The organism is Massilia rhizosphaerae, assembly GCF_016093545.1.
In the GTDB taxonomy this organism is placed as follows: Bacteria; Pseudomonadota; Gammaproteobacteria; order Burkholderiales; family Burkholderiaceae_D; genus Telluria; species Telluria rhizosphaerae.
On record NZ_JADKYX010000006.1, the window covers coordinates 17,401 to 41,353 of the forward strand.

The following is a 23,953-nucleotide window of genomic DNA, read 5'->3' on the forward strand; positions in this document are numbered from 1 at the left end:
GGAGCCCACCCTACGCGAGATGCCGTAGGGTGGGCACCCCGTGCCCACCATTACATTTGCACCGTCGCGCCATCAGGTTAGAATCCCTTAAACGCAAAAAATTACCGCGAAGCAAGGGAGAACACCATGATGATGGAACGCCTGTTCCAATTGATGAAGGAAAAGAACGCGTCCGACATGTTCTTCGCGGTCAATTCCCCAGTCCACATCAAGATCAACGGGAACCTCATCCCGATCAACCAGAACAAGCTCGAGCCGGAAAACATCCGCGTCCTGCTGTCGGAAATCGCATCGCCCGAGCAGATGGACGAGCTGGACCGCGACAACGAGCTCAATATGGGCATCTCGGTGGCCAATCTCGGCCGCTTCCGCCTGTCCGCCTTCCGCCAGCGGGGCAGCATTTCCGCCGTGTTCCGTTTTGTTCCCGCAACGATCCCGCCGCTGGCCGAACTGGGCCTGCCGCCCGTGCTGTCCGAGCTGATCATGGAAAAACGGGGCTTGCTGCTGATCGTCGGCGCGACCGGCTCCGGCAAGTCGACGACGATCGCCTCGATGCTCGACCACCGCAACGAGCAGCGCCACGGCCACATCCTCACCCTGGAAGACCCGATCGAATACCTGTTCAAGAACAAGAAATCGATCGTCAACCAGCGCGAGATCGGCAGCGACGCGAAGAGCTTCGACGTCGCCCTGCGCAATTCGATGCGCCAGGCGCCGGACTGCATCCTGATCGGCGAGATCCGCGACAAGGACACGATGGCCGCCGCCCTCGCCTACGCCCAGTCCGGCCACCTCGTGCTCGCGACCCTGCACGCGAACAACAGCTACAACGCGCTGAACCGCATCATCAGCTTCTACCCGATCGAAAACCGCCCCGCCCTGCTGCAGGACTTGTCGTCGAGCGTGAAGGCCATCGTGTCGCAGCGCCTCGTGCGCGCCAAGGCCGGCGGACGGCGCCAGGCGGCCGTGGAAATCATGGTCAACACGCGCTACGTCGCCGACCTGATCGAGAAGGGCGACATCGGCCAGATCAAGGAAGCGATGGACAAGAGCCTGTCGCCGGGCTCGCAATCGTTCGAAAAAGCGCTGCTGGAACTCGTGCAGGCCGACCTCGTCACGCAGGACGAGGCGCTCGCGAATGCCGACTCGGCCACCAACCTGCTCTGGCTGATCAACAACGGGCCGGACAGCAAGGCAAAGGAAGAGGAAGCGCCCAAGCCGGCCGAGCCGGAAGGGCCGTCGTTCACGGAGTTCACGCTGGACAATTAAGCGGCCGCGCCTGCGCGCTGCCGGGGCGCCGCCCTTGCTAAACTATCGGGTGGATGGCCGGCCTGTGCTATCCTTTCCGGCTTCCCCAACAGCAAGATCGACCGGCCGCACGGCCGGCAGCGACCGCCATGAAAAAGATCCTCTACGGCATTCCCAACTGCGACACCGTCAAGAAAGCCCGCACCTGGCTCGCCGACAACGGCCAGGAATTCGCGTTCCACGACTTCAAGAAACAGGGTCTGGACCGCGCCACCGTCCTGCACTGGCTCGAGCAACTTGACTGGGAAACCCTCGTCAACCGCAAGGGCACGACGTGGCGCAAGCTGTCCGACGAGCGCCGCGCGCAAGTCGTCGACAAGGCCAGCGCCCTCGACCTGATGCTGGAGAATCCGTCCGTCATCAAGCGTCCGGTGCTGGAAGGCGCCGGTAAATTGTCGGTCGGCTTTTCCGTCGCGCAGTACGAAGAGCTGTTCGGAGACTGGCCCGCATGAAACCGTCGCGCACCCAGAAGCTGACCGAAGAGCTGATCACGCTCGACTCCGTCACGCCGCACGACAAGGGTTGCCAGCAGAAGTTGCAGGAATTGCTGGCGCCCCTCGGCTTTCGCTGCGAGACGATCGAATCGAACGGCGTGACGAATCTCTGGGCCCGGCGCGGCGACGCAGCGCCCGTGTTCGTGTTCGCCGGCCACACGGACGTCGTGCCGACCGGTCCCGCCAGCCAATGGGCGTCGCAGCCGTTCACGCCAACCCTCCGCGACGGCAAGCTGTACGGCCGCGGCGCGTCGGACATGAAGACGTCGATCGCGGCCATGGTCGTCGCCGTCGAGGAATTCGTCGGCGCGCATCCGGACCACATCGGCTCGATCGCCTTCCTGCTCACGTCCGACGAGGAAGGCCCGGCCACGGACGGCACCGTCATCGTCTGCGACCTGCTGGAAGAACGGGGCGAGACGATCGACTACTGCCTCGTGGGCGAGCCGACGTCCAGCCACGTGCTGGGCGACATGATCAAGAACGGCCGCCGCGGCTCGCTGTCCGGCTGCCTCGTCGTCAAGGGCGTGCAGGGCCATATCGCCTACCCGCACCTGGCGCGCAACCCGATCCACCTGGCGGCGCCGGCGCTGGCCGAGCTCGCGGCCGAGCAATGGGATGAGGGCAACGAATACTTTCCGCCGACGAGCTGGCAGATGTCGAACATCGCGGCCGGCACGGGCGCGACGAACGTGATCCCGGGCGAACTCAAGGTCGATTTCAATTTCCGCTTTTCCACCGCGAGCACGGCCGAGAGCCTGCAGGCGCGCGTGCACGCGATCCTCGACCGCCACGGCCTCGACTACGATCTCAAGTGGACCCTGTCCGGCCTGCCCTTCCTCACGCCCAAAGGCACGCTGTCGGACGCGATCTGCGGCGCCATCATGCAGGAACTGGGCGTGTCGACGGAATTGTCGACCACGGGCGGGACGTCGGACGGGCGCTTCATCGCCCGCATCTGCCCCCAGGTGATAGAATGCGGGCCACCCAACGACAGCATCCACAAGATCGACGAGCACATCGACGTGCGCTACATCGATCCGCTCAAGAACATCTACCGGCGCACGCTGGAGCGATTGCTGACCATCCCGCCGTCCGCGGCATAACGACGAGACCTGGCCATGACCACGACCCAATTCTGCACGCCGCGCGACCTGCTGCGCTACGCCGTCACCCGCTTCAACGGTGCCAAGCTGTTCTTCGGCCACGGCAGCGCCGAAGCGTTCGACGAGGCCGCCTACCTGATCCTGCACACCCTGAAACTGCCGCTGGACAAGCTCGAGCCCTTCCTCGACGCCCGCCTGCTGCCGGAAGAAGTGCTGCAGGTGCTGGCCGTCATCGAGCGCCGCGTCACCGAGCGCGTGCCCGCCGCCTACATCACGAACGAAGCATGGCTGGGCAGCTACAACTTCTACGTCGACGAGCGCGTGCTCGTGCCGCGCTCGTTCATCGCCGAGCTGATCCCGAACCAGTTCAGCCCGTGGGTGGCCGATCCGGACGCCGTCGAGAACGTGCTCGAACTGTGCACCGGCTCCGGCTGCCTGGCGATCATGCTGGCGGACGCGTTCCCGAACGCCGTCGTCGACGCCGTCGACATCTCGCAGGACGCGCTGGCCGTTGCCGAGCGCAACATCCGCGACTACAAGCTGGAAGGCCGCGTGAACCCGATCGAGTCCGACCTGTACCAGCACGTGCCGTTCAAGAAATACGACCTGATCGTCACGAACCCGCCGTACGTGAACAGCGACTCGATGGGCAAGCTGCCGCCGGAATACCTGCGCGAGCCGCAAATCGCCCTGGCCGGCGGCGACGACGGCATGGACCTCGTGCGCAAGATCGTCGACGGCGCGGCCGAGCGCCTGACGCCGGAAGGCGTGCTGGTCGTCGAGATCGGCAACGAGCGCGAGTTCGCGGAAGCGGCGTTCGGGCACCTGGGCCTGACGTGGTTGACCACGAGCCAGGGCGACGATGCCGTCTTCCTGCTGACGGCCGAACAGTTATCGCTGTAGGGTGGGCGGCCTCCGCCCACCAAATGCGTGCGTCGCGGTAACGCATGGTGGGCACGCATTTCATGCCCCCGGCATAAAATGCCCCACCCTACTGTCTGCGCCTCCCGAGCTAGATTGCAAGTAATATGATCCGATTTTCCAACGTCAGTCTCATGCGCGGCACGAAGCCGCTGCTGGAAGACGCCGACCTCACCCTCAACCCCGGCGACAAGATCGGCCTGATCGGCGCGAACGGCGCCGGCAAATCCAGCCTGTTCGCAATGCTGCGCAATGAGCTTCATCCGGACCAGGGCGGGATCGACTTCCCCGCGCGCTGGCGCATGGCCTACGTGGCGCAGGAGACCCCGGCGCTGGATCGTCCCGCCATCGAGTACGCCATCGACGGCGACGCCCACTTGCGTACCCTGCAGGCCGAGCTCGATCGCCTGGAAGCCCTGCCGCACACGACGGACAACGGCATCGCCATCGGCCACGTGCACTCGGGCCTCGCCGACGCCGACGCGTACACGGTGCAGTCGCGCGCCGAGCAGCTGCTGCTGGGCCTCGGCTTCTCGCTGGACCAGATGCGCCAGCCCGTCGCCAGCTTCTCGGGCGGCTGGCGCATGCGCCTGAACCTGGCGCAGGCGCTGATGTGCCCTTCCGACCTGCTGCTGCTGGACGAGCCGACCAACCACCTGGACCTGGACGCCATCATCTGGCTCGAGGACTGGCTCAAGCGCTATGCGGGCACCCTGATCATCATCTCGCACGACCGCGATTTCCTCGACGAGATCGTGAACGTCGTCGTGCACATCGACGAGCGCAAGCTGAAGCGCTACTCCGGCAACTACTCCGCGTTCGAGCGCCAGCGCGCCGCGCACCTGGTCCTCGCCGCGGCCGCGTACGAAAAACAGCAGCGCACCCGCGCCCACCTGCAATCGTTCGTCGACCGCTTCAAGGCCAAGGCCACCAAGGCCCGCCAGGCGCAGAGCCGCATGAAGGCGCTGGCGAAGATGGAAGAACTGGCGCCGCTGCGCGCGGCCGCCGAGTTCTCGTTCGAGTTCCGCGATCCGCTGTCGGCACCGAATCCGCTGCTCGTGATGGAAGACGTCGACGCCGGCTACCCCATCCTCGACGGCCACGGCGACAAGGTCGGCGGCAAGACCATCGTCCACAAGGTGAACTTCTCGCTGCAGACGGGCCAGCGCATCGGCCTGTTGGGCGTGAACGGCGCCGGCAAATCGACGCTGATCAAGACCGTGGCGGGCGACCTCGCGCCGCTGGCCGGTACGGCGACGCTCGGCAAAGGCCTCGTGATCGGCTACTTCGCCCAGCACCAGGTCGAGATGCTGCGCCACGACGAATCGCCGCTGTGGCACCTGCAGAAGATCGCGCCGACGACGCGCGAGCAGGAGCTGCGCAACTTCCTCGGCGGCTTCAACTTCCCGGGCGATATGGTGACGAGTTCCATCGCGCCGTTCTCCGGCGGCGAGAAGGCGCGCCTGGCGCTGGCGCTGATCGTGTGGCAGCGCCCGAACCTGCTGCTGCTGGACGAGCCGACCAACCACCTGGACCTGGAAACGCGCGAAGCACTCACCCTGGCGCTGGCGCAGTTCGAAGGCACGCTCGTCGTCGTCTCGCACGACCGCCACCTGCTGCGCGCGACGACCGACCAGTTCATCATCGTGGCCGACGGCCGCCTGCAGCCATTCGACGGCGACCTGGACGACTACAAGGACTGGCTGTTCCAGACCAAGCTGAAGGCCGACGGCGCCGCCAGCGCGCCGCTGCCCTCGTCCGCCCCGGCGGCAGCCGCCCCCGCCGTCGACCGCAAGGAACAGAAGCGCCTGGAAGCGGAAGAACGCCAGCGCCTCGCGGCGCTCAAGAAGCCGATCGAAAACCGCATCAAGCGGCTGGAAGAGCAGATGGCCAAGTTGAACGCGAAGAAGGCCGAGGTCGACGCCCGGCTGCTGGAACCGGGCATCTACGAGGCCGACAAGAAGGAAGAGCTCAAGAACCTCGTGGCCGACCAGGCATTCCTCACGCGCGACCTGGGCAATCTCGAAAACGAGTGGCTGGAGTTGCAGGAGCAGCTGGAAAGCCTCGTCGCGTAGCGCGCGGGATAAAACGCCCTCTGCTCCGGCGGCCGAATTTGGTTATTCTTTCGATTCCTCAACTGGAAACGCAGGCATTGACGCAATTGGCATCACCAGGATATCCGGATCGTCGGGAAGTGGTACAAACCCGTATTTTGCATAGAAGCTGGCAGCTCCGTCCTTGGCATCTACGAAGAGCGCAAATCCTCCAACGAGTTTCGAAGCCCGATATGCTCGCTCCATCGCTTCAAACAACAGGTATTCTCCATGGCCCTGCTTCTGCGCGTTCACGGACACTGCCAGTCGCGCAAGCGTATATCCAGACACGTTTGCGGGAAGCTTCTTTGCCATCGTCTGAGGCAAATCTTCCTTAGGGGTGACAACCCTGATGGCCATGGTGACGAAACCAATAATCACTGTCGGCTGCTCGTCGTCGATGAGCACAAATGTCTTGGATGTCCCATTTTTCTGATGTTGTCGAGCCGTGGTTTTGAACCAGTGATCGAGGTCCGGATTCCCACAGTCGAAGCTCGCTACATCATGCGCTTTTTCCAGCGCTTGTACTTTCAGTGTTGCCATATTTCTCTTTCATGAAACGCTTGAATCCGCGTTCCATCGCCGCGTTAGGCTTCGGTGGGTTGTCAAGCAAGTTGAGTAACATGGCCGCATCGTTATTTGAAATCATGATCCGTTTTTCCCGGTCCACGATCTTCTGCGCTTTTTCCAGTGCAGCTTGAACCACAAAACCATTCAATGTAGTTCCAGTCAACTCAGCTGCCGAGTTTAAAGTTTCCGCTACTGCGGCTGAAATCCTCGCGGTGATCCGCTCTTTTTCAACTAAAGCGCTCATATAAATACCTCTCAGGTTTTAAAAGTGTTTCCTGCTCCTTCCATTTATGCAGGCAGGTTTTTCATGACCAAGTCACTATAGCGCCCCCCAGGGCCGGCGTCAAATTGACGCCATGCGGCAACATGGCACCTATCGGCAATCTGGCACCAAGGGGACCGCTCGTGTCGAGGCCCCAGCCGCACCCTCCCCGGCGGGAACGACGATTGTCAGGCGACCTGGCGCGCCTCTTTTTTCGGCCGGCGCACCGACATCAGCCGGTCGATGTCGACGAGGATCAGCCGGCGCGTCCCCACCTGCCCCAGTCCGATCAGGTAATCGACCGGGGCATCGTCCGTGGCCGGCACGGGCGACACCTGCTCCGGCGTCAACGACACGACGCCCGTCACGCCATCCACCACCATCCCCATCACGCATGAAGACAGCCTGAGGATGATCACGTCGGTCATCGGATCGGGCGCGCCGGGCGCCCGGCCGCAGGCGGCGCGCATGTCGACGAGCGGCATGATCACGCCGCGCGACACCGCGACGCCGCCGATGATCTCGCCGGCCGACGCGAACCGCTCGAGCGCCTTGAGCACGCGCAGTTCCTGCACCTTGGCGAAATCGAGCCCGTATTCGAGCCCGCCGAGGGTGAAGCTCAGGAATTGGGTGGTCGTGGTCAGAGTCGTGTGCATGGCGAATCCTTTCTCAAGACCGCCATGCTAAGACGATGACGGCCAGCAATTGTTGAGTGCAGTCAACAATTTATGAGACATTTCCTACCTTGCGTTCAGCGCCTGCGTCCGTACAATGTTCGGAATTGACCTAGAGGGGATGACGATGTTTCGGTGGCTGCAACGCTTGATCTCCGGCCCGGCCGCCGGGCAACCCCAGCCTGCCGCGGCTGCCGTCGAGGCGGTTCCCATGCCCGCGGCGCCAGTGCCCGCGCCGGCCCCCGCTGCGGTGCCGGTACCGGTGCCGGGATCCGCTCCCGCTCGGGCGGGCACGGCCCCCGTCTCGTTCGAGCAGCTGGAGCGGATCAACGGCGCCTGGAACGCCTGGCTGTTCGACCGCGCCGACGGCGGCCTGGAGCTCTCCGGCGCCGAAGCCCGCGTGCTGGATGCGCTGGCCGCGATCGTCGCGTCGCAGCAGTCCGGCGCGGCGCTCGTGCGGCGCATGCCGGGGCTCGTGCCGCAACTGCTGCAAAGCCTGCGCAGCGAAACCTTTTCCGGCGCCGCGCTGTCGCGCACGATCGCCTCCGACCCCGTGCTGGTGGCGGCCGTCGTCCGCCTCGCCAACAGCTGTTACCAGGGGAACGGGCAAGCCATCGCGAGCATCGAGCACGCTGTGATCCTGATCGGCCAGGAGGGCCTGCGCCAGCTGATCACGACGGTCGCGTTCCGGCCGATCATCGACATGCATTCCGGGTTCTACACGCGCCGGCTGGCGCCGCACCTGTGGGCGCATTCGGAGCGCTGCGCGCTGGCCGCGCGCCAGGCGGCCGGCGCCGGCATCGAGCCGTTCGACGCGTTCCTGGCCGGACTGCTGCAGAACGTGGGGCTGATCGTCAGCCTGCGCGTCATGGACCAGACGGCGCAGGACGGCGAGCGCCTCGGCTCCGACGTCTTCCTGGCCCAGCTGGCGCGCGACACGCGCCGCCTGTGCGCGAGCATCGCGCGCGAGTGGAATTTTCCGGACACGGTGGCACAGGCGCTGCTGGAACAGGGAGAGCTGCGGCGCGGCGCGCCGGTGTCGCCGCTGGGGCGCTTGCTCAAGCTGACGGATTACCTGGGGAAGGTGAGGATGCTCGTCGAACAGGGGCTGGTAGACGAAGCCGACGAAGCCCTGTTCGCGGGCCTGCCGCCCGAGGCGGCGCAATGCTACGACGCGTTGGCCGCGACGTATCACGATTGACGGCGGCGCGAGCGCTCGGTGGGCGCGGGGCGCCCGCCCTACGACTTGAGAGACCTCGTAGGGTGGGCACCCCGTGCCCACCAAAAGGTGTCGCCGAGGACCATCAGCGCTTCGTCAGCTTCGCATCCTCGATGGCCAGCTGCTTGTTCTGCGCATCCAGCCAGGCCTTGAGCGGCGCGAAGTAGTCGAGCATCGCCGTCGCATCCATCTTGTCCGACCCCGTGATGGCCTTCAGCGCTTCCGGCCACGGCTTGCTGGTGCCCATCGCCAGCATCTGCTGGAACTTGGCGCCCGCCTTCTTGTTGCCGTAGATCGAGCAGCGGTACAGCGGTCCCGTGTCGCCCGCTTCCTTGCACAGCGCGCGGTGGAACTGGAACTGCAGCACGTGGGCGAGGAAGTAGCGTGCGTACGGGGTGTCGCTGGCGACGTGGTACTTGGCGCCGGCGTCGAAGCCGGCGTCGTCCGCGATCGGGGCGGGACGCGACACGCCCTGGTACTGCTCCGTCAGCGCCCACCAGGCCTTGTCGTAGTCGGCCGGCTTGACCTTGCCGTCGTACACCTCCCAGCGCCACTTGTCGACCTTGTACGCGAACGGCAGGAACGCGACCTTCTGCAACGCCGTGTACAGCAGCGGGCCGATCTCCTGCTGCGGATCCGGGTCCGTTTTCATGAGGCCGATCTTCTTGAGATAGGCCGGCGTGATCGACAGCGCGACGGTGTCGCCGATCGCTTCGTGGAAGCCGTCGTTGGCGCCGTTCTTGAACATCGGCGGCTGCCCGCTGTACGCGAGGTCGTAGTACAGGTGGCCCAGCTCGTGGTGGATGGTGCGGAAGTCTTCGGCCGTCGGCGTGATGCACATCTTGACGCGCACGTCGTCCTGGCCGTCCAGGTCCCACGCGGACGCGTGGCACACGACTTCGCGGTCGCGCGGCTTGGTCAAGAGCGAACGTTCCCAGAACGTGGCCGGCAGCTTCTGCATGCCCAGCGACGTGTAGAAGCCTTCCGCGTAGCGCGTCATTTCGACGGCGCTTGCCTTGCGCTCTTCCAGCAGCGCGGTCAGGTCCGCGCCCTTCTCCAGGCCTTGCGGTTTCAGGATCGGGTACAGGTTGTCCCAGCTCTGCGCCCACATATTGCCCAGCAGGTGGGCGGGAATCGGGCCGTCGGCCGGCACGGCATCCGGGCCGTAGGCCTGGCGCAGCTTGTAGCGCGTGTAGGTGTGCAGCGATTCGTACAGCGGCTTCACCTGCTGCCACAGACGCTCCATCTCGGCCGCGAAAGCACTGGGGGCCATGTCGTAGCGCGAGCGCCACAGGGCGCCGGTATCGGCATAGCCCATCGTGCGGGCGCCCTTGTTCGACAGCTCGACGTATTTCGCATAGTCCTGCTTGTACGCGCGCGACTGGGCATGCCAGCCGAGCCAGACTTCCTTCAGGCGCGCCGGATCGTGGCTCGTGGCCAGCACTTTTTCCAGTTCGCCCAGCGGCATGCAATCGGGCTTCGCCCCGTCCGGGGCGGCCGGCGGGCAGTACTTGGCCTTGCCGTACGCGCCCGTCATGCTGGCGGCCAGGCGCGCGTACGCGGCGCGGTCGGCGGCGTTTTCCAGCATCAGCGACTGCTGCATCAGCATCAGCTTGCGGCGACTTGCATCGGACACCTTCAGGCCGTTGTAGCGGCGCGCATTGAGGGCGATGTCGCCGCTCACGGTGAGGTAGCGTTCGTTGGCCTGGGCGGTCAGGGTTTCGGTGTCGAGCGTGATGAAGTTCTCGGCCACCCACTCGGCGCGGCCGGCGTCGAGCCCCAACTGGTCGAGTTTCTGTTCGGCGTCGGCGACGAAGCGCTCGGCGTCAAGCACGGTCGGCTTGCCTTTGGTGTTGGTGGCCTTGGTGGCGGCGCTTGCCGGATGGGCGAGCAGCGCACCGGCGCACAGCGCGGCGACCAGCGCGCCGATCGGGCTGCGCTGGTGGATGGGACGCATGTTGTTCAAGGTTTCCCCTCTATTGGTTTGGATTCGTCATGGATCGGCCTCGCGGCCACCGCAAGTATATGCTGCCGCGGGTCCGTCGCGAATCTTTACGCCGCGGGGACGGCGTCGCTGCTCCATGCGAAGTTGCCGGCGCCGCCCAGGAACAACAGCTCGCCCGCCTGCGGACCGCGCAGGCGCGTGCGGATCTCGCGCGGCGTCCAGAGGTACGGCTGCCCGTCCGCCGGGCTGTAGCCGAGGATGCGCACCTGCGTCTCGCCCTGCACCGAGGCGATCGTCACGCCGGACACCGTGGCGGCGTCGTTGCGCTGCGCCTCCAGGCTCGCGAGCATGGCCGTGCCGGCCTGCTGCTCGGCCTCGGCGGCCTTGATCTTCGCGGAGACGTCGCCCATCGCCTTGAGCGCGGGCGCCACGTCCTGCGCCAGCTTCTGGAACTGGCGGCCCTGTTCGGGCGACAGATTGACCTCGCCCTTGCGCACGCGCGTCGCCAGCATCATGTAGCCGCGCACGTCCGGCTTGGCCGTCATGGCGTCCATCGCGGCCTTGAGCTGCGCGGCCAGCGCGGCGAATTGCGCGACGCGCTGCGTCACCGCCGCGATCACCTCGCCGATCTGCTGGCCGTCCGGGCGCAGCACGGCGACGAGCATCTCGCTCTGCTTGCGCGGCACCGCGCACTCCACGGTCACGCGCCGGCCCGCGAGCGCGCAGCCCTCGGCCATCTTGACGACCACTTCATCGCCCACGATCTCGCAGTTGACGGCATGCGCGATCTCGACGCGCGTACCGGCGACGACGCAGTTCTCCGCGCGCTCCAGCACGATCCTGCCGTCCTCCGCGCTCAGCACGGCGGCGGACGCGACGCCGCGCACGTGGATGTCGCCGCGCGCGTTGCGGGCGCCGCCGCCCACGAGGTTGGCGCGCATCACGATCGTGCCGCCGCGCGACACCAGATCGCCGAACACGTCGCCGTGCACCGTGATGCTGTCGGCTTCGATCACGCGCTTTTCCTGGACCTCGCCGAACTCCTCGTAGTCGCCCGTCAGGTTCAGGTTGCCCGTCGTCTTGGCGCTGACGCCGTCGCGGCTGACCACCTTGTCGTCGATTGAAATACGGCTCGTCTTCCCGTCGATCATCAGGAAGCCGGCCCGGCTCGACACGAGGAAGTCGCCTTCCGGCATGCGCTCGACCTTCGTGCCCGTACCGGCATACGCCGCGAGATCGGTGTCGCTTCCCGGCTTCGGGAACAGCTTCGTGCCGGACATCTCGAAGCCCGGCACGCCGGGCGTCGCGGGCCGCTTCTCGAGCAGCCGCACGCCGGCCTGGATCTGCGGGAAGCGGTTCTGGAAGCTGTTCAGGTCGAGGCGGCCGTTGGCCAGTTCGAGCGGCGCGTCGTTGCGGTGGATGTCGTCGGACACTTCGACGATGTGCGCGTCCGCGCCCGGCACGGGATCGCACTGGCGCGCGACCGTGACGCGGTCGGCCTTGTTCGAGGCGATCGCGGCGCGGATGGCGTCCAGGTCGAGGCCGAAGCGCAGGCCCTTGCCCCACATGTCGGCGACGAATTCGTCGACGTCGAGACGGGTCGGGATGCCCTCGCCTTCCGGGTCGGCCGGGTCGGGCAGCCAGACCGGCTCGAAATAGTATTCCGCATACCCGCGCCCGATCTTGGCGGCGCGGTACAGCGCGCGGCGCGCCGGGTCGAACGGCTGGATGTCGGCGGCGATGCGCACGACGGCGGCGCCGTCCGGCCCGCGCGGCAGGTCCGGGCCGTGGCCGAACAAGGCTTTCATCAGGACCGGATAGTCGACGCCGACGAAGTAATTGCCGGCGCGGTAGACGTTGTCGACGGCGGCGAGGAGCGTCGTGCCGAGCACGGAGGGGTCCGCGTAGACCCCGTCGTCACGCTGGGCGATGCAATGCTCGGGGCCGGTTGCTGCGATCCGGGTCGCCGTTGCCTGCGCCTGTTCGTGCATGGGCGACGCGGCGGGAGAGTCTGTCGTCAAGATACGCTCCGTGCAATGATTTGCCACGGCAAGGGCTGGGCCGGGGCGGAATCCGGCTAGCGTATCATGTTGTCAGCTGAAAATAAACAAGAAGCAACTAAGTTGACGCATGGAAAGCAAAAACAAGCCGCTCAACGGCGCTGCGGGTACAAATCCATGCCTGCTTCGTTGATCTGGCGGCGCAGGTCGCGCCGTTCGTCCGGCGTCATGCGGCCGCTGCGGCGCTCGTGCTGCGGTTCGCGCTGCTCGCGCTGATCCTGCTGCGGGGCCCGGCGCTGGTCGTCGAAGCCGCGCATGTCGTCGCGCGGGTCGCGATCCTGCGGCAGGTGGAAGCGGGAAAACTGCGATTGCGACTGCGATTGCGATTGCGATTGCTGCAGGCCGCCCTGCTCGTCCCGGCGGTCGCCGTGCTGCTGGGCAAACGCGCTGCCGGCTCCCAGCACCAGGGCGCACGCCAGCACGGCAAAGCGGGCCAGGCGGCCTGCCTGTTTCGCTGCGTGATGGTGTGTGAACGCACTGTTCATGGTGTTCCTCATTCGCGTTGCCGACTTAGGAGTAAGCTGTAGGGTGGAGCTGTGTTCCAGCTGCGATTCGATGAGGCCAGTGTATGAGGAATCAGCTCCAGGCATAAGGCGAATTGGGTAAAGTTTGTAACACAATGTAATGGCTCGGCGATACCCCCTTGGCGTCGAGCCATTAGACGTTACCATAGCGACATTAATCTGACAAATCCGACAGAAGATGAATGCAACGAGCTCGAATGCCGGCACGGCCGGCGCGAATGGCGGCCACTCGGCCCGGATCATGGTCGTCGACGACGACGTGCGCCTGCGCGACCTGCTGCGCCGCTACCTGACCGAACAGGGCTTCCAGGTCGTGACGGCGGAGAGCGCGCCGGCGATGAACAAGCTGTGGTTGCGCGAGCGCTACGACCTGCTGGTGCTGGACCTGATGCTGCCCGGCGAGGACGGCCTGTCGATCTGCCGCCGCCTGCGCGGCGCCGGCGACCAGACCCCGATCATCATGCTCACGGCGAAAGGCGAGGACGTCGACCGCATCGTCGGCCTCGAGATGGGCGCCGACGACTACCTGCCGAAACCGTTCAACCCGCGCGAGCTGGTGGCCCGCATCAACGCGGTCCTGCGCCGCAAGGGCCCGGACGAGATCCCCGGCGCCCCCAGCGAGACGCCGCAGACCTTCGAGTTCGGCGACTTCGTGCTGGACCTCGGCACCCGCACGCTGAAGAAGAACGGCGAGACAGTGCCGCTGACGACGGGCGAATTCTCGGTGCTGAAGGTGTTCGCGCGCCACGCGCGCCAGCCGCTGTCGCGCGAAAAGCTGATGGAACTGGCGCGCGGCCGCGAATACGAGGTGTTCGACCGTTCGCTGGACGTGCAGATCTCGCGCCTGCGCAAGCTGATCGAGCCCGATCCGTCGAGCCCGCTGTACATCCAGACCGTGTGGGGCCTGGGCTACGTATTCATTCCTGAAGGCCAGCCGCGCTAGTGTTCGCATCGAACCCGAAGGACGAGCCCATGCCGCGTTTCTTCGGCAGGATGAAAAGCGGCCTGTTCTGGCGCACCTTCTTCCTGCTGTCCGTGCTCACGGGCCTGTCGATGGCCTCGTGGATCGGCATGCTCAACGTGTTCCAGCGCGGCCCGCAGGTCGAGCAGACGGCCGAGCTGCTCGTATCCGTCGTCACGATCACCAAGGCCGCGCTGACGCACTCCGCGCCCGACCTGCGGCGCGAACTGCTGTTCGAGCTGGTGTCGAACGAAGGCATCCGCATCTACGACGTGAAGCCGACGGACACCGTGGAGCCGCCGCCGCCGAATTCCTTGATGCCGGAAGTGGCCGCCCTCGTGCGCGACAAGCTGGGTCCGGACACGCGCTTCTCGCGCCAGGTGAACGACATCCCCGGCTTCTGGGTCAGCTTCGACATCGACGGCGACAAGTACTGGCTCATGCTGGAACGCGACAAGCTGCCCGGCCTCACGCGCGTGCAATGGCTGGGCTGGGCCACGGTCGTCGGCGTGCTGTCGCTGCTGGGCGCGGCGCTGATTTCCAGCCTCGTGAACCTGCCGCTGGCGCGCCTGACGGCGGCCGCCCGCTCGATCGCCCAGGGCAAGCGCCCCCCCCCGCTGCCGGAAAAGGGATCGCGCGAGATCATCGAGGCGAACCGCAGCTTCAACCAGATGGTCGAAGACCTGCAGCAGCTGGAAAAGGACCGCGCCGTGATCCTGGCCGGCATCTCGCACGACCTGCGCACGCCGCTCGCGCGCATGCAGCTGGAAGTGGAGATGGCGCCGCTGTCGGACGAGGCGCGCACCGGCATGCAGTCGGACATCGCCCAGATGGACGCCATCATCGGCCAGTTCCTCGACTTCGCCCGCCCCACCGAAAGCGCGACGTTCGTGCCGGTCAACCTGTCCGAGCTGCTGGAAGACTGCGCGCACGCGGCCGACCGCATCGCGGACGTGCGCACGACGACCGACATCGCCCCGGACATCCACGTGATGGGCAACGCGACGGACCTGCGCCGCGTGATCAACAACGTCATCGAGAACGCCCGGCGCTACGGCAAGACGCCGGGCGCGGACGTGACGGAAATCGACATCGCCCTGCACGTCAGGATGACGGGCCACGGCCGCCGCGCCGTCGTCGAGATCAACGACCACGGCACCGGCGTGCCGGACGACCAAATCCAGCAACTGCTGCGGCCGTTCACCCGGCTGGACAGCGCCCGCGGCCAGGCCAACGGCGCCGGCCTGGGTCTGGCGATCGTCGAGCGGGTCATCTCCCGCCACAACGCCGAACTGACGGTGCGCAACCGCGACGGCGGCGGCCTCGTGCTGCAGTTCGCGCTGCCGCTGGCCGGCTGAACCGCCGGCCGCGGCTTACGGCAGGTTGACGAGCGCCGGGACGAGGTAGTCGGCGCGCGGGCTGCCGAGGCCCGTGACGTAGTCGTAGCCGCCGGCCGTCGTGCACAGGGTGCCGCAGGTGCCGTTCGTGCCCGCCGTGATGTCGTGGACGTCCGATCCGTAGTTCGACTTCGCCGCCGTGTACACCGCGTTGTAGGCCGCGCCGACGTTGCCCTTGCCGGCCGCCTTGCGCATCCCGTTGGCGATGGCGATCAGGCCCGCCCACTGCGGCGCGCCGGCGCTCGTGCCGCCGATCTGGAACCAGCCGGCCTGGCCGTTGTAGGACACGGAATCGTAGATCGCGAACCCCGTCGCCGGATCGGCGTCGTAGGCCACGTCGGGCGCACCGCGGCGGCCCGCGTACGGCAGCGGCCAGGCGGCCTGGGCCGCCGTTTCCGGCTCGTAGGCGCTCAAGCCGCCGCCGCTGCCGGACCACGCGGTCTCGCCGAGGTAATTGCCGTAGACATCGTTCTGCAAGGTGGTGCCGCCCACGCTCAGCACGTATTGCGAGGCGGACGGGTATTCGACGCCGTAGCCGCTGTCGCCGGACGAGGCGACGAAGCTCACGCCGGCCGCGCGGAAGTGCGAGTCGTAATTCGTCTCGCTGCCGAACTCGCTGCCGCCGAAACTCATCGACACCACGGTGGCGCCGTTCTTGACCGCCACGTCCACGGCGGCCATCAGGTCGCCGAACCGGCTCGACGCCGCTTCCACCAGCACGATCTTCGCCTGCGGCGCGATGGCATGCGCCCATTCGACGTCGAGGGCGATCTCGAGCGCCCAGCCGCTGTCGGCCGACGGTTTGTGGCCGGACGCATAGATCTTGCGGAAGCAGCCGTTGGCCGTCGTGCAGGCCGCCAAGCCGTATTGTGTGGAGAACACGCCCAGGTCCGATTCGATTTTCGGGTGGTCGTAGGCGTCGACGATGGCGATGGTCTGCCCGGCGCCCAGCCCCGCCAGCTGATCGAAGCCGTAGGCGTGGCGCACCAGCGCGGGCGTCTTGGCGCCGCTGGCGGCACCGGCGGCATACGGATGGACGTGGAACGGCGGGCGCGCATGCCCCGCTTCGGGGCGGTGCCCCTCGCGGAACGGTACGTGGTCGGGGTCTTGCTGGGCGTGGGCGACGTTTGCGAACAGGGCGGCAGCCACCAGGGCGGGGAACAAGGTCTTCATGATGGACGGTGAGTGGGAAAGATTTCCATGCGGGAACATACATGCATATTACGTTCCGCATGGAAACTTTCTGTTACGGATTGTCAATGTGTTGTGCCGCCGCGCACGCCGGGGCCGTTAAGCGCGTGACCGCACGGTCGCCGCCGGGCCGCGGCACTAGAGTCGACTCACACCACTATCGAGGAGGCCAAGATGAAAAAACTGCTCATTGCCACGCTGCTGGCCGGCACCTTCGGCAGCATCGCGCTGCCTGCCGCCGCCGACGTCGTCATCCGCACCGCCCCGCCGCCGCCGCGCGACGAAGCCGTGCCGGCGGCGCGCCACGGTCATGTGTGGGCGCCGGGCCACTGGGAATGGCGTCACGGCCGCTACGTCTGGGTCAGGGGCATGTGGCTGCGCGAACGTCACGGCTATGCCTATCACGCGCCAAGGTGGGTCGAGCGCGACGGCCGCTGGGTGATGGAACGCGGGGGCTGGCGCCGCGGCGACCGCGACGGCGACGGTGTGCCGAACCGTTTCGACGCCCATCCGAACAATCCGCGTCGCGACTGACGGCCTTTTTTCGGCTGCGGCCGGATAAAAGAAACCGCCTGCGCATCGCTGCGTCAGGCGGTGAATCCAAGTTTGCACTTGGAGGAGACAGAGGAGACCAGCGCCCGGGGGCGCTGTAACAGGATGGCAAATTGGGACGACAGCGGCGGCTGCAAGAGGCCGATCGCATAAAATTTTTCCCGTCGACGTGTAGGCCTGGTCGGACAATCACCGGCCCGCATCGATGCTAGACTGGCGCCCCATGGACGCTCCTTCTCTCCACGTGCGCAGCTACGGCGCCGACCTCGGCGCCGACCGCCACGATTACGCCCAGCTCGTACTGCCCCTCGGCGGCGCCGTGCTGCTGGACATCGAAGGCCGGCGGGACAGGCTGGACGTGCTGCGCGGCGCCTGCGTCGCGCCGGGCGCCTGGCACGCCCAAGCCGGCGACGGCCCCAACGCATCGCTGATCCTCGACGTCGACGCCGGCGCGCTGTCCCATCCGGCCTGGGAACGCCTGCTGGAGCGCCCGTTCATGGCGCTGGGTCCCGGCGCGCGCAAGCTCATCGAATTCATGGGTGTGATGCGCGCGCAGCCGGATTTGCTGGCGGGCTGGGTACCGCTGCTGCTGGACACCATCGCGCTGGACGCGCCCCGCCCCACGTCGCGCCTCGCGGCCCTGCTGGCTCGCGTCGACGCGGAACCCGGCCTCGCGTGGACGACGGAGACGATGGCCCGCTGCGCCGGCCTGTCCGTCAGCCGCCTCCACGCCCTGTTCCGCACCGAACTGGCCACGAGCCCGCACGCGTGGCTGCGCGACCTGCGCCTGTCGCGCGCCCGCGCCTGGCTGGCGGAAACGTCGCGCCCGATCGCCGACATCGCGCTGGCGGCCGGCTTTTCCGACCAGAGCGCGCTGACGCGGGCGTTGCGGGATGCGACGGGGATGACGCCGGGGGCCTACCGGCGGGCGAGGTCGGCTCGCGCGAGCTAGTCGGCGTCGCGCAGCCAGGACTTGCTTCTCGGTGCGCTGGCGACAGTGGTCTGTTCCGGCTCGCGATACGTCGCCGGACTGAACTTGCGATCCACCTCTTGCGGAGCTGGCGCCGCCGGGCGGGCCTTGGTTGCCAAAGCCGTCTTGACGCCCAGCGAACATCGATAGACGACCGCGCAGACGGCCACGATGATGGCGCTCAACGTGATCGCCAGGCCGTCGGGGCGGCCCGCGACCACCAGGATGCAGGCGCCGACCACGATGTCGAGCAGGACGAGATAGTTGAAACGGGATTGGGTCGCGGGACCCGCGTGTTTGTCTGGCGTGTTCATTCTGGCAAGCATCTGGCTGGTCGGCGTCCGTGGGGGCACCGCATCCGTACTGCGAATCATAACATTTCCATGTGGAAATTTCTTGAGCCCGGTCGAACGAGGCGAGGCCCGGCCTGGCGAGGCCCGGCCTGGCGAGGCCCGGTCAAAATTCCAGTAGCCGGAGCCAAGACGGCCGCCGCCCCGCCCCCGACAATGGCGGCTTTCCGCATCCGGAGCACCACCCGTGACCGTCAACAAAACCCTCCTCGGCTGCGCGGCCGGCATCGTCGCCGGCGCCTTCTGGGGACTCGTCTTCCTCGCGCCCAGGCTGGCCGCCGGTTTCCCGCCGCTGCAATTGGCCGCCGGCCGCTATCTCGCCTACGGCCTCGTCGCCGCCGTGTGCCTCGCCCCGTCCTGGCGCCGGCTGAAGGGCGCGCTCGGCTGGCGCGAATGGCGCGCCCTCGCCTGGCTCAGCGTCATCGGCAACATCCTGTACTACGTGCTGCTGGCGCAAGCCGTACGGACGGGCGGCGTCGCGCTGACGGCCTTCGTGATCGGCCTGCTGCCGCTCGCCGTCACCATCGTCGGCAGCCGCGCGCGCCATGCGCCGCCACTGCGAGTGTTGCTGCCCTCGCTGGCCTGCAGCGCGGCGGGACTCGTGTGCATCAGCTGGCAATCGCTGGCCGCATCCGGCTGGGGCTCGTTGACGGGATTGGCGTGCGCCGGCGGCGCCCTGGTCTCGTGGACGACCTATGCCGTCAGCAACAGCCGCTGGCTCGCCAGGCTCGATCACGTGTCGGCGCAGGACTGGAGCCTGCTGACGGGCGTCGTCACGGGCCTCGAAGCCATCGTGCTGGCCGTGCCCGCGTTTTGCGGCGACGCGCTCGTCCACACGGGCGCGGACTGGGTTCGCTTCGGCGGTCTCTGCGGCGCCATGGCCCTGTTCTGTTCCGTGCTGGGCAATGGACTGTGGAATATCGCCAGCCGCGCGCTGCCGCTCGCCCTGACGGGGCAGATGATCGTGTTCGAGACCGTCTTCGCGTCGCTGTACGGCTATCTGTGGGAAGGCCGCGGGCCGACCGCGCGCGAAGGACTCGCGCTGGCCCTGCTCGTCGCAGGCGTCGTGATGTGCGCCCGGGCGCACCGCGACGACGCGCGCGCCATCACCGCGGACGCGCAAGCGCACGCGTGACGCGCGCGGGGAGCGCCCCGGCCGTCAGCGGCGTACCGGCGGCGCCGCCTGCTGCGGCTGCGCGCCCTGCGTGCCGCCGCCGCCGCCCGGGCCCTGCTCGCCGCCCGACGTCCCCGCGCCCTGCTCGGTGCCCGTGGCGTGCACCGTCGATCGGCCCGCGCCGCGCGGTCCCGGCGCATCGGCGGCGGCGGCCACGACGGGCCGCTGCCTGGAACCGACCGGGATGTTGACCCACTTCGCCGCGGACGGCGGCGCCGGCTGGGCGCTGAAATAGGCGGACAGCGCCGTCACGTCGGCGTCCGCCAGCGCCTGCGCGACGTGGGTCATCTGGCCGCTGCTGTCCGTCTTGCGCGCGCCGTTCTTCCACTCCGCCATCGCCGCCTTCAGGTAGCTCGCGTGCTGGCCCGCCAGGTACGGATACGCGGGCGGATTGCCCACGCCGCCCGGTCCGTGGCAGTTGGCGCAGGCCTGCACGCCTCTCGTGTTGTCGCCGATGGCAGACAACGTGCGGCCGCGGTCGGGGCCGGCGGCCGCCGGTTTGGCACCGGCCGGCGGCGCGGCGGGCGCGTCGCCGAGCGACGCGTAATAGGCGCTGACGTCGCGGATCTGCTCCGCGCTCATCGCCTTGGCGACCGGCTCCATGACCGGATTCACGCGCGCGCCGTTCGCATACGCCCCCAGCTGCTTGCCGAGATAGGCGGCGGACTGGCCGGCGATGCGCGGAACGCCCCCGGCCGCATTGCCCTCGCCCTGCGCGCCGTGGCAGCTGACGCAGGCCATGACGCCGTTCGGCGTGCCGCTCGTCGCGAGTTGCTGGCCAGCCTGCGGGTTGGGCTGGCCCTGGGCGGGCGCCGCGGCCGCGCCGGGCACGCCGAGCGCGTTGGCTTCGCCGCCGCCCGCGTTCTGCTGGGCGAGGTTGCCGGCGCCGCCCTGGGCCCCCGGCTGGGCCGCCGCCGGGTTCGCGGCGGGTGGCGCAGGCAAGTGCTCGGCAGCGCGCGGCGCGGCGGCCGGTTCGTGGGCGCCGCGCTGGCAGCCGGCGACAAGCAGGAGGGCCAGCACGGCGGGGCCGTAGCGGAACAGGATCGGCGCCTTCATGCGTGCACCAACGCCTGCCCGGGCGCCTTGAGATAGCGGTTGACGATGGCCTCGGCCGCCATGTACGCCAGCGCGCCCACGGTATTCGTGGGGTTGTAGGTGGCGTTCTGCGGGAAGTTCGAGGCGCCGATGACGAACAGGTTGGGCACGTCCCAGCTTTGCAGGTAGCGGTTGACGACGCTCGTCCGCGGATCGACGCCCATCACGGTGCCGCCCGTGTTGTGCGTGGTCTGGTACTGGGTGACGGTGTACGGGCCCTTACGGGGCGACGCGACGACCTGCCGCCCGCCCATCGCGCGGGCGATGCCGGCGGCCTTGTCCGTGACGAAGGCCGACATGCGCAGGTCGTTGGCGGGAAAGTCGAACGTGATGCGCAGCAGCGGCAGGCCCCACGCGTCCTTGTACGTGGGGTCGAGGTCGAGGTAGTTGTTGCGGCTGGCCATCGACGTGCCGTGCACGGTCAGCACCGACGTGTGGTTGTAGTGGCGCACGACGGCTTCCTTCCACTTGGCGCCCCAGGCCGGCGTGCCGGGCGGCGTCGGATGGAATTCAATGGGGCGCCCATGCGACATGACGTCCCCCATGTAGGCGCCGCCGATGAATTTGTGCGGACCATGGTCGAAGTTGTCGGCGACAAAGTCCGCGATCACGGTGCCGCTCGCGCCCGAGCGCATGAACGGGTTGATGTTGACGGATTCGTCGAAGAAGACCTGCACCGAACCCATCGTCTGGTACGCGTAATTGCGTCCCACGACGCCCTGCCCCGTCTTCGGATCGTAGGGCTGGCCGATACCGGACAACAGCATCATTCGCACATTGTTCAGCGCGAACGAACACAGGATGACGAGCTTGGCCGGCTGTTCGAACTGGCGGCCGGCGGCGTCGACGTAGGTGACGCCCGTCGCCGTCTTTTTATCCTTGGCCAGGTCGATGCGCAGGACCTGCGACTGCGTGCGCAGCGTGAAATTCTTGTCCTTCAGGAGAACGGGCAGCAGGATCGTCTGCGGCGACGATTTCGCGTAGTGCTCGCAGCCGTAGCGCTCGCAATAGCCGCAGAACATGCAGGCCTGCAGGGTCAGTCCCTCGGGGTTCGTGTACGGCTGGCTGAGGTTCGACGACGGTTGCGGGAACGGGTGGTAGCCGAGGCGGGCCGCGGCCTTGCGGAAGATGGCGGACCCGTACGGCTCTTTCATGGGCGGCGTGGGGTATGGGCGCGCGCGCGGATCCTCGAACGGATTGCCGCCCGCGATCTTGCTGCCCTTGACATTGCCGGCCAGGCCGCTCGTGCCCAGCAGGTATTCGAAGCGGTCGTAGTGCGGTTCCATGTCGGCCGCCGTCACGCCCCAGTCCTGCACGGTGAGTTCGGGATCGATGAAGCCCTTGCCGTAGCGCTGCTCGACGTGGCTGCGCAGCCGGAATTCGTCGTCCTGGAAGCGGTACGTCTGGCCGTTCCAGTGCACGGCGGCGCCGCCCAGGCCGGTGCCGGGCAGGAAGCCTTCCCAGCGCCGGATCGGCAGCGCGACCTGGTCCACGTTGTTGCGGAAGGTCATGGCCTCCTTCGTGTTGTCCTGCATGAGCGCCTTGCGCACCGAGTAGCGCAGTTCGTCGTGCATGTGCGGCCCCTGGAAATCGGGCACCGTGAACTGGGCGTTGCCGCGCTCCAGGCCGACGACCGTGAGGCCTGCCTTCGTCAGCTCGCGGCCGAGCATCGTGCCGACGAGGCCCACGCCCACCAGCACCGCATCCACTTCCTTGAGGCGCGTCGCCATCACGCGCCTCCTTTCTTCGCCGCGCCCGCGACGGGGTTGGGTCCGACCGCCCTCGGCTGGGCCGACGCGGGCACGACGTGGATCACACGCCGGTTGTCCTCGCCCATGCTCATCGGTGGCCGCGTGAACAGGATGCCGTGCTGGTCGACGAGGTGGTAGAAGCTCGCGTAGGCGCCGGGGAAGCCGATCATCTTCCACGCCACCATGTCCTTGTTGCCGCCGTAGATCGGGTCGGAGAAGAAGCCTTCGATCGTCAGCGCCAGCAGCGATGCGAAAAAGACGTGGGCCGGCACGCCGTTCAGGTTCTGGTTGCCGGTCTGCAGGCTTTCCAGATAGGCGTCCTGGTCGGTGCCGGGCAGCTTGTCGAAGGTGGTGTTGCGGCGCTTGCGCAGGTCGTCGTCGATGGCGCGCAAGGCGTTGCGGAACAGCTCGGCCGGCGTGAACGGCAGCTGGTAGCCCTGGCCCGGCAGGCCCGGTTGCCACGGGCCGCTGCGGTACAGGCGCTCGCCCGCGCCCCAGGCGCCGCCCAGCTGGCGGTCGATGTAGTTGGGGACGCCGGCCTCGAGCGCGCCGGGACCGTTGGCGTCGAGCGGGATCAGCCGGGCCACGGCCGCTTCGACGAAGCGCGCCTCGTCGGGGCGGAAGAACAGGTAAGCGGTGTGCGCCTGGGCGCCGGCCCCCGGAGTTGCTGCGGCGGTGCCGTGCTCGGGCCGGGTGGCGTCGGGGGCGAGCGCGTGGGCCTGCGCCGTCAGCGCCGCGGCCGTGGCGCCCGCCGCCTTGAAGAAGGTGCGTCGGTTGAGTTTCTCCATCGTCGTTCCTTATTCGGATTGTTCGAACGTGCGAAACGCCTGGCCCGATGCTTGGAACGGCTCGGCAGCCAAAGGTTCGGCCGGGCCCGTCGATGTTTGATGCGGACAGGGTGAGGCAACGAACAGATGGAACCGGCCGCGACGGGCACCATTCGAGGCTAGCACAGGAGAACATCATGAAGCGCCCAGTTAGACTGCTGAGCATGATCGCCGCCGCGGTACTGGCGGCGCCGGCACTGGCCGGAGACATCGTAAAATGTGTGGACAGCAACGGCCACATCACCTTGACGGACCAGCCTTGCGCGTCCGGTTCCGTCACGATGCCGGTGTCGCGCGACACCGGGGCGCCGCCGCCCCAGCGCCACGTGCTGCCCGCGGCGGAGCTGCACCATCCGGCCTGGAAACGGCCCAATCTCGCCGCGCCCGCGAAGCTGGCGCGCGACGTTGCCACGCTGAAGGAAGCGCGGCGCATGCTGATGCTGCAGGATGCGCGGCCGCGCCTGGCGGGGATCCAGTAGGGTGGGCGACCCTCGCCCACCAAACGCACG

23 protein-coding genes are annotated in these 23,953 nt (G+C 67.5%); 12 read left to right on the forward strand and 11 right to left on the reverse strand.

Annotated features, from left to right (window positions below; translation table 11 throughout):
• Window positions 1-126: 126 nt before the first annotated feature.
• From ISF28_RS11020 to ISF28_RS11040, 5 genes are all read left to right on the forward strand, one after another.
• Window positions 127-1,269: a PilT/PilU family type 4a pilus ATPase gene (locus tag ISF28_RS11020; RefSeq protein WP_198117236.1), complete on the forward strand. Its 1,143-nt coding sequence runs from the start codon at window positions 127-129 to the stop codon at window positions 1,267-1,269.
• Window positions 1,270-1,397: 128 nt separating this feature from the next.
• Complete coding sequence (locus ISF28_RS11025; RefSeq protein ID WP_198117237.1) at window positions 1,398-1,760, forward strand: ArsC family reductase; 363 nt, start codon at window positions 1,398-1,400, stop codon at window positions 1,758-1,760.
• Complete coding sequence (gene dapE / locus ISF28_RS11030; protein WP_198117238.1) at window positions 1,757-2,908, forward strand: succinyl-diaminopimelate desuccinylase; 1,152 nt, start codon at window positions 1,757-1,759, stop codon at window positions 2,906-2,908. Before ISF28_RS11025 ends, dapE begins: the two co-directional genes overlap by 4 nt.
• Before the next feature lie 15 nt (window positions 2,909-2,923).
• A complete protein-coding gene (prmB, locus tag ISF28_RS11035) occupies window positions 2,924-3,811 on the forward strand; it encodes a 50S ribosomal protein L3 N(5)-glutamine methyltransferase (RefSeq protein WP_198117239.1) in 888 nt (295 codons plus the stop codon).
• A 125-nt stretch (window positions 3,812-3,936) separates the two neighbouring features.
• Entirely contained in the window at window positions 3,937-5,904 is a 1,968-nt protein-coding gene (locus ISF28_RS11040; RefSeq protein ID WP_198117240.1) for an ATP-binding cassette domain-containing protein, read from the forward strand.
• A 42-nt stretch (window positions 5,905-5,946) separates the two neighbouring features.
• Here ISF28_RS11040 and ISF28_RS11045 read toward each other — a convergent pair whose 3' ends face one another.
• The 3 genes from ISF28_RS11045 to ISF28_RS11055 form a co-directional block, all read right to left on the reverse strand.
• Complete coding sequence (locus tag ISF28_RS11045; protein WP_198117241.1) at window positions 5,947-6,465, reverse strand: GNAT family N-acetyltransferase; 519 nt, start codon at window positions 6,463-6,465, stop codon at window positions 5,947-5,949.
• Window positions 6,425-6,736: a type II toxin-antitoxin system TacA family antitoxin gene (locus tag ISF28_RS11050; RefSeq protein WP_198117242.1), complete on the reverse strand. Its 312-nt coding sequence runs from the start codon at window positions 6,734-6,736 to the stop codon at window positions 6,425-6,427. The genes ISF28_RS11045 and ISF28_RS11050 overlap by 41 nt, the downstream gene beginning before the upstream one ends.
• Before the next feature lie 206 nt (window positions 6,737-6,942).
• Window positions 6,943-7,410, reverse strand: coding sequence for a chemotaxis protein CheW (locus ISF28_RS11055; protein ID WP_198117243.1), 468 nt, complete (start codon window positions 7,408-7,410; stop codon window positions 6,943-6,945).
• A 229-nt stretch (window positions 7,411-7,639) separates the two neighbouring features.
• Here ISF28_RS11055 and ISF28_RS11060 point away from each other — a divergent pair, with 229 nt between their 5' ends.
• Window positions 7,640-8,629 (forward strand): HDOD domain-containing protein, encoded by a 990-nt coding sequence (locus tag ISF28_RS11060; RefSeq protein WP_229519013.1) that lies wholly within the window; start codon window positions 7,640-7,642, stop codon window positions 8,627-8,629.
• A gap of 103 nt (window positions 8,630-8,732) precedes the next feature.
• Here the strand turns inward: ISF28_RS11060 and ISF28_RS11065 are convergent, their stop codons facing one another.
• From ISF28_RS11065 to ISF28_RS11075, 3 genes are all read right to left on the reverse strand, one after another.
• Window positions 8,733-10,604: a M2 family metallopeptidase gene (locus ISF28_RS11065; RefSeq protein ID WP_198117466.1), complete on the reverse strand. Its 1,872-nt coding sequence runs from the start codon at window positions 10,602-10,604 to the stop codon at window positions 8,733-8,735.
• A gap of 95 nt (window positions 10,605-10,699) precedes the next feature.
• Window positions 10,700-12,613 carry a flagellar assembly protein A gene (locus ISF28_RS11070; protein WP_229519014.1) on the reverse strand — a complete coding sequence of 638 codons (1,914 nt, stop codon included), beginning with the start codon at window positions 12,611-12,613 and terminating at the stop codon, window positions 10,700-10,702.
• A gap of 131 nt (window positions 12,614-12,744) precedes the next feature.
• Window positions 12,745-13,137 carry a hypothetical protein gene (locus ISF28_RS11075; RefSeq protein WP_198117245.1) on the reverse strand — a complete coding sequence of 131 codons (393 nt, stop codon included), beginning with the start codon at window positions 13,135-13,137 and terminating at the stop codon, window positions 12,745-12,747.
• Between the two features lie 217 nt (window positions 13,138-13,354).
• Here ISF28_RS11075 and ompR point away from each other — a divergent pair, with 217 nt between their 5' ends.
• Together ompR and ISF28_RS11085 are read left to right on the forward strand one after the other, a co-directional pair.
• On the forward strand, window positions 13,355-14,119 hold the full coding sequence (gene ompR / locus ISF28_RS11080) for an osmolarity response regulator transcription factor OmpR (protein WP_056137191.1): 765 nt from the start codon (window positions 13,355-13,357) through the stop codon (window positions 14,117-14,119).
• A 29-nt stretch (window positions 14,120-14,148) separates the two neighbouring features.
• Window positions 14,149-15,495, forward strand: a complete 1,347-nt coding sequence (locus ISF28_RS11085; protein WP_198117246.1) for an ATP-binding protein — start codon at window positions 14,149-14,151, stop codon at window positions 15,493-15,495.
• A gap of 15 nt (window positions 15,496-15,510) precedes the next feature.
• Here ISF28_RS11085 and ISF28_RS11090 read toward each other — a convergent pair whose 3' ends face one another.
• Complete coding sequence (locus tag ISF28_RS11090; RefSeq protein WP_198117247.1) at window positions 15,511-16,707, reverse strand: S53 family peptidase; 1,197 nt, start codon at window positions 16,705-16,707, stop codon at window positions 15,511-15,513.
• Between the two features lie 192 nt (window positions 16,708-16,899).
• On the opposite strand from ISF28_RS11090, the gene ISF28_RS11095 reads away from it, so the two are divergent.
• Together ISF28_RS11095 and ISF28_RS11100 are read left to right on the forward strand one after the other, a co-directional pair.
• Window positions 16,900-17,259 (forward strand): YXWGXW repeat-containing protein, encoded by a 360-nt coding sequence (locus ISF28_RS11095; RefSeq protein ID WP_198117248.1) that lies wholly within the window; start codon window positions 16,900-16,902, stop codon window positions 17,257-17,259.
• Window positions 17,260-17,500: 241 nt separating this feature from the next.
• Complete coding sequence (locus ISF28_RS11100) at window positions 17,501-18,229, forward strand: helix-turn-helix transcriptional regulator (RefSeq protein WP_198117249.1); 729 nt, start codon at window positions 17,501-17,503, stop codon at window positions 18,227-18,229.
• Here the strand turns inward: ISF28_RS11100 and ISF28_RS11105 are convergent.
• Complete coding sequence (locus tag ISF28_RS11105) at window positions 18,226-18,561, reverse strand: hypothetical protein (protein WP_198117250.1); 336 nt, start codon at window positions 18,559-18,561, stop codon at window positions 18,226-18,228. The genes ISF28_RS11100 and ISF28_RS11105 overlap by 4 nt on opposite strands.
• Window positions 18,562-18,784: 223 nt before the next feature.
• Between ISF28_RS11105 and ISF28_RS11110 the strand changes: the two genes are divergently transcribed.
• The gene (locus ISF28_RS11110) at window positions 18,785-19,732 is read left to right on the forward strand and encodes a DMT family transporter (RefSeq protein ID WP_198117251.1); all 948 of its coding nucleotides are present in this window, start codon (window positions 18,785-18,787) and stop codon (window positions 19,730-19,732) included.
• Window positions 19,733-19,756: 24 nt separating this feature from the next.
• On the opposite strand, the gene ISF28_RS11115 is transcribed toward ISF28_RS11110, so the two are convergent.
• From ISF28_RS11115 to ISF28_RS11125, 3 genes are read right to left on the reverse strand one after another with little or no spacing between them, the layout of a single operon-like run.
• On the reverse strand, window positions 19,757-20,827 hold the full coding sequence (locus ISF28_RS11115; RefSeq protein WP_198117252.1) for a c-type cytochrome: 1,071 nt from the start codon (window positions 20,825-20,827) through the stop codon (window positions 19,757-19,759).
• Window positions 20,824-22,596: a GMC family oxidoreductase gene (locus ISF28_RS11120; protein WP_198117253.1), complete on the reverse strand. Its 1,773-nt coding sequence runs from the start codon at window positions 22,594-22,596 to the stop codon at window positions 20,824-20,826. Before ISF28_RS11120 ends, ISF28_RS11115 begins: the two co-directional genes overlap by 4 nt.
• The gene (locus ISF28_RS11125) at window positions 22,596-23,405 is read right to left on the reverse strand and encodes a gluconate 2-dehydrogenase subunit 3 family protein (protein WP_198117254.1); all 810 of its coding nucleotides are present in this window, start codon (window positions 23,403-23,405) and stop codon (window positions 22,596-22,598) included. The genes ISF28_RS11120 and ISF28_RS11125 overlap by 1 nt, the downstream gene beginning before the upstream one ends.
• A 176-nt stretch (window positions 23,406-23,581) precedes the next feature.
• Between ISF28_RS11125 and ISF28_RS11130 the strand changes: the two genes are divergently transcribed.
• Window positions 23,582-23,923, forward strand: coding sequence for a DUF4124 domain-containing protein (locus tag ISF28_RS11130; RefSeq protein ID WP_198117255.1), 342 nt, complete (start codon window positions 23,582-23,584; stop codon window positions 23,921-23,923).
• Window positions 23,924-23,953: the final 30 nt, after the last annotated feature.

Coding starts and splice junctions, on each gene's coding strand:
- ISF28_RS11020 (WP_198117236.1), top strand. CDS start 127: ATGATGATGGAACGCCTGTTCCAATTGATGAAGGAAAAGAACGCGTCC.
- ISF28_RS11025 (WP_198117237.1), top strand. CDS start 1,398: ATGAAAAAGATCCTCTACGGCATTCCCAACTGCGACACCGTCAAGAAA.
- dapE (WP_198117238.1), top strand. CDS start 1,757: ATGAAACCGTCGCGCACCCAGAAGCTGACCGAAGAGCTGATCACGCTC.
- prmB (WP_198117239.1), top strand. CDS start 2,924: ATGACCACGACCCAATTCTGCACGCCGCGCGACCTGCTGCGCTACGCC.
- ISF28_RS11040 (WP_198117240.1), top strand. CDS start 3,937: ATGATCCGATTTTCCAACGTCAGTCTCATGCGCGGCACGAAGCCGCTG.
- ISF28_RS11045 (WP_198117241.1), bottom strand. CDS start 6,465: ATGGCAACACTGAAAGTACAAGCGCTGGAAAAAGCGCATGATGTAGCG.
- ISF28_RS11050 (WP_198117242.1), bottom strand. CDS start 6,736: ATGAGCGCTTTAGTTGAAAAAGAGCGGATCACCGCGAGGATTTCAGCC.
- ISF28_RS11055 (WP_198117243.1), bottom strand. CDS start 7,410: ATGCACACGACTCTGACCACGACCACCCAATTCCTGAGCTTCACCCTC.
- ISF28_RS11060 (WP_229519013.1), top strand. CDS start 7,640: ATGCCCGCGGCGCCAGTGCCCGCGCCGGCCCCCGCTGCGGTGCCGGTA.
- ISF28_RS11065 (WP_198117466.1), bottom strand. CDS start 10,604: ATGCGTCCCATCCACCAGCGCAGCCCGATCGGCGCGCTGGTCGCCGCG.
- ISF28_RS11075 (WP_198117245.1), bottom strand. CDS start 13,137: ATGAACAGTGCGTTCACACACCATCACGCAGCGAAACAGGCAGGCCGC.
- ompR (WP_056137191.1), top strand. CDS start 13,355: ATGAATGCAACGAGCTCGAATGCCGGCACGGCCGGCGCGAATGGCGGC.
- ISF28_RS11085 (WP_198117246.1), top strand. CDS start 14,149: ATGCCGCGTTTCTTCGGCAGGATGAAAAGCGGCCTGTTCTGGCGCACC.
- ISF28_RS11090 (WP_198117247.1), bottom strand. CDS start 16,707: ATGAAGACCTTGTTCCCCGCCCTGGTGGCTGCCGCCCTGTTCGCAAAC.
- ISF28_RS11095 (WP_198117248.1), top strand. CDS start 16,900: ATGAAAAAACTGCTCATTGCCACGCTGCTGGCCGGCACCTTCGGCAGC.
- ISF28_RS11100 (WP_198117249.1), top strand. CDS start 17,501: ATGGACGCTCCTTCTCTCCACGTGCGCAGCTACGGCGCCGACCTCGGC.
- ISF28_RS11105 (WP_198117250.1), bottom strand. CDS start 18,561: ATGAACACGCCAGACAAACACGCGGGTCCCGCGACCCAATCCCGTTTC.
- ISF28_RS11115 (WP_198117252.1), bottom strand. CDS start 20,827: ATGAAGGCGCCGATCCTGTTCCGCTACGGCCCCGCCGTGCTGGCCCTC.
- ISF28_RS11120 (WP_198117253.1), bottom strand. CDS start 22,596: ATGGCGACGCGCCTCAAGGAAGTGGATGCGGTGCTGGTGGGCGTGGGC.
- ISF28_RS11125 (WP_198117254.1), bottom strand. CDS start 23,405: ATGGAGAAACTCAACCGACGCACCTTCTTCAAGGCGGCGGGCGCCACG.
- ISF28_RS11130 (WP_198117255.1), top strand. CDS start 23,582: ATGAAGCGCCCAGTTAGACTGCTGAGCATGATCGCCGCCGCGGTACTG.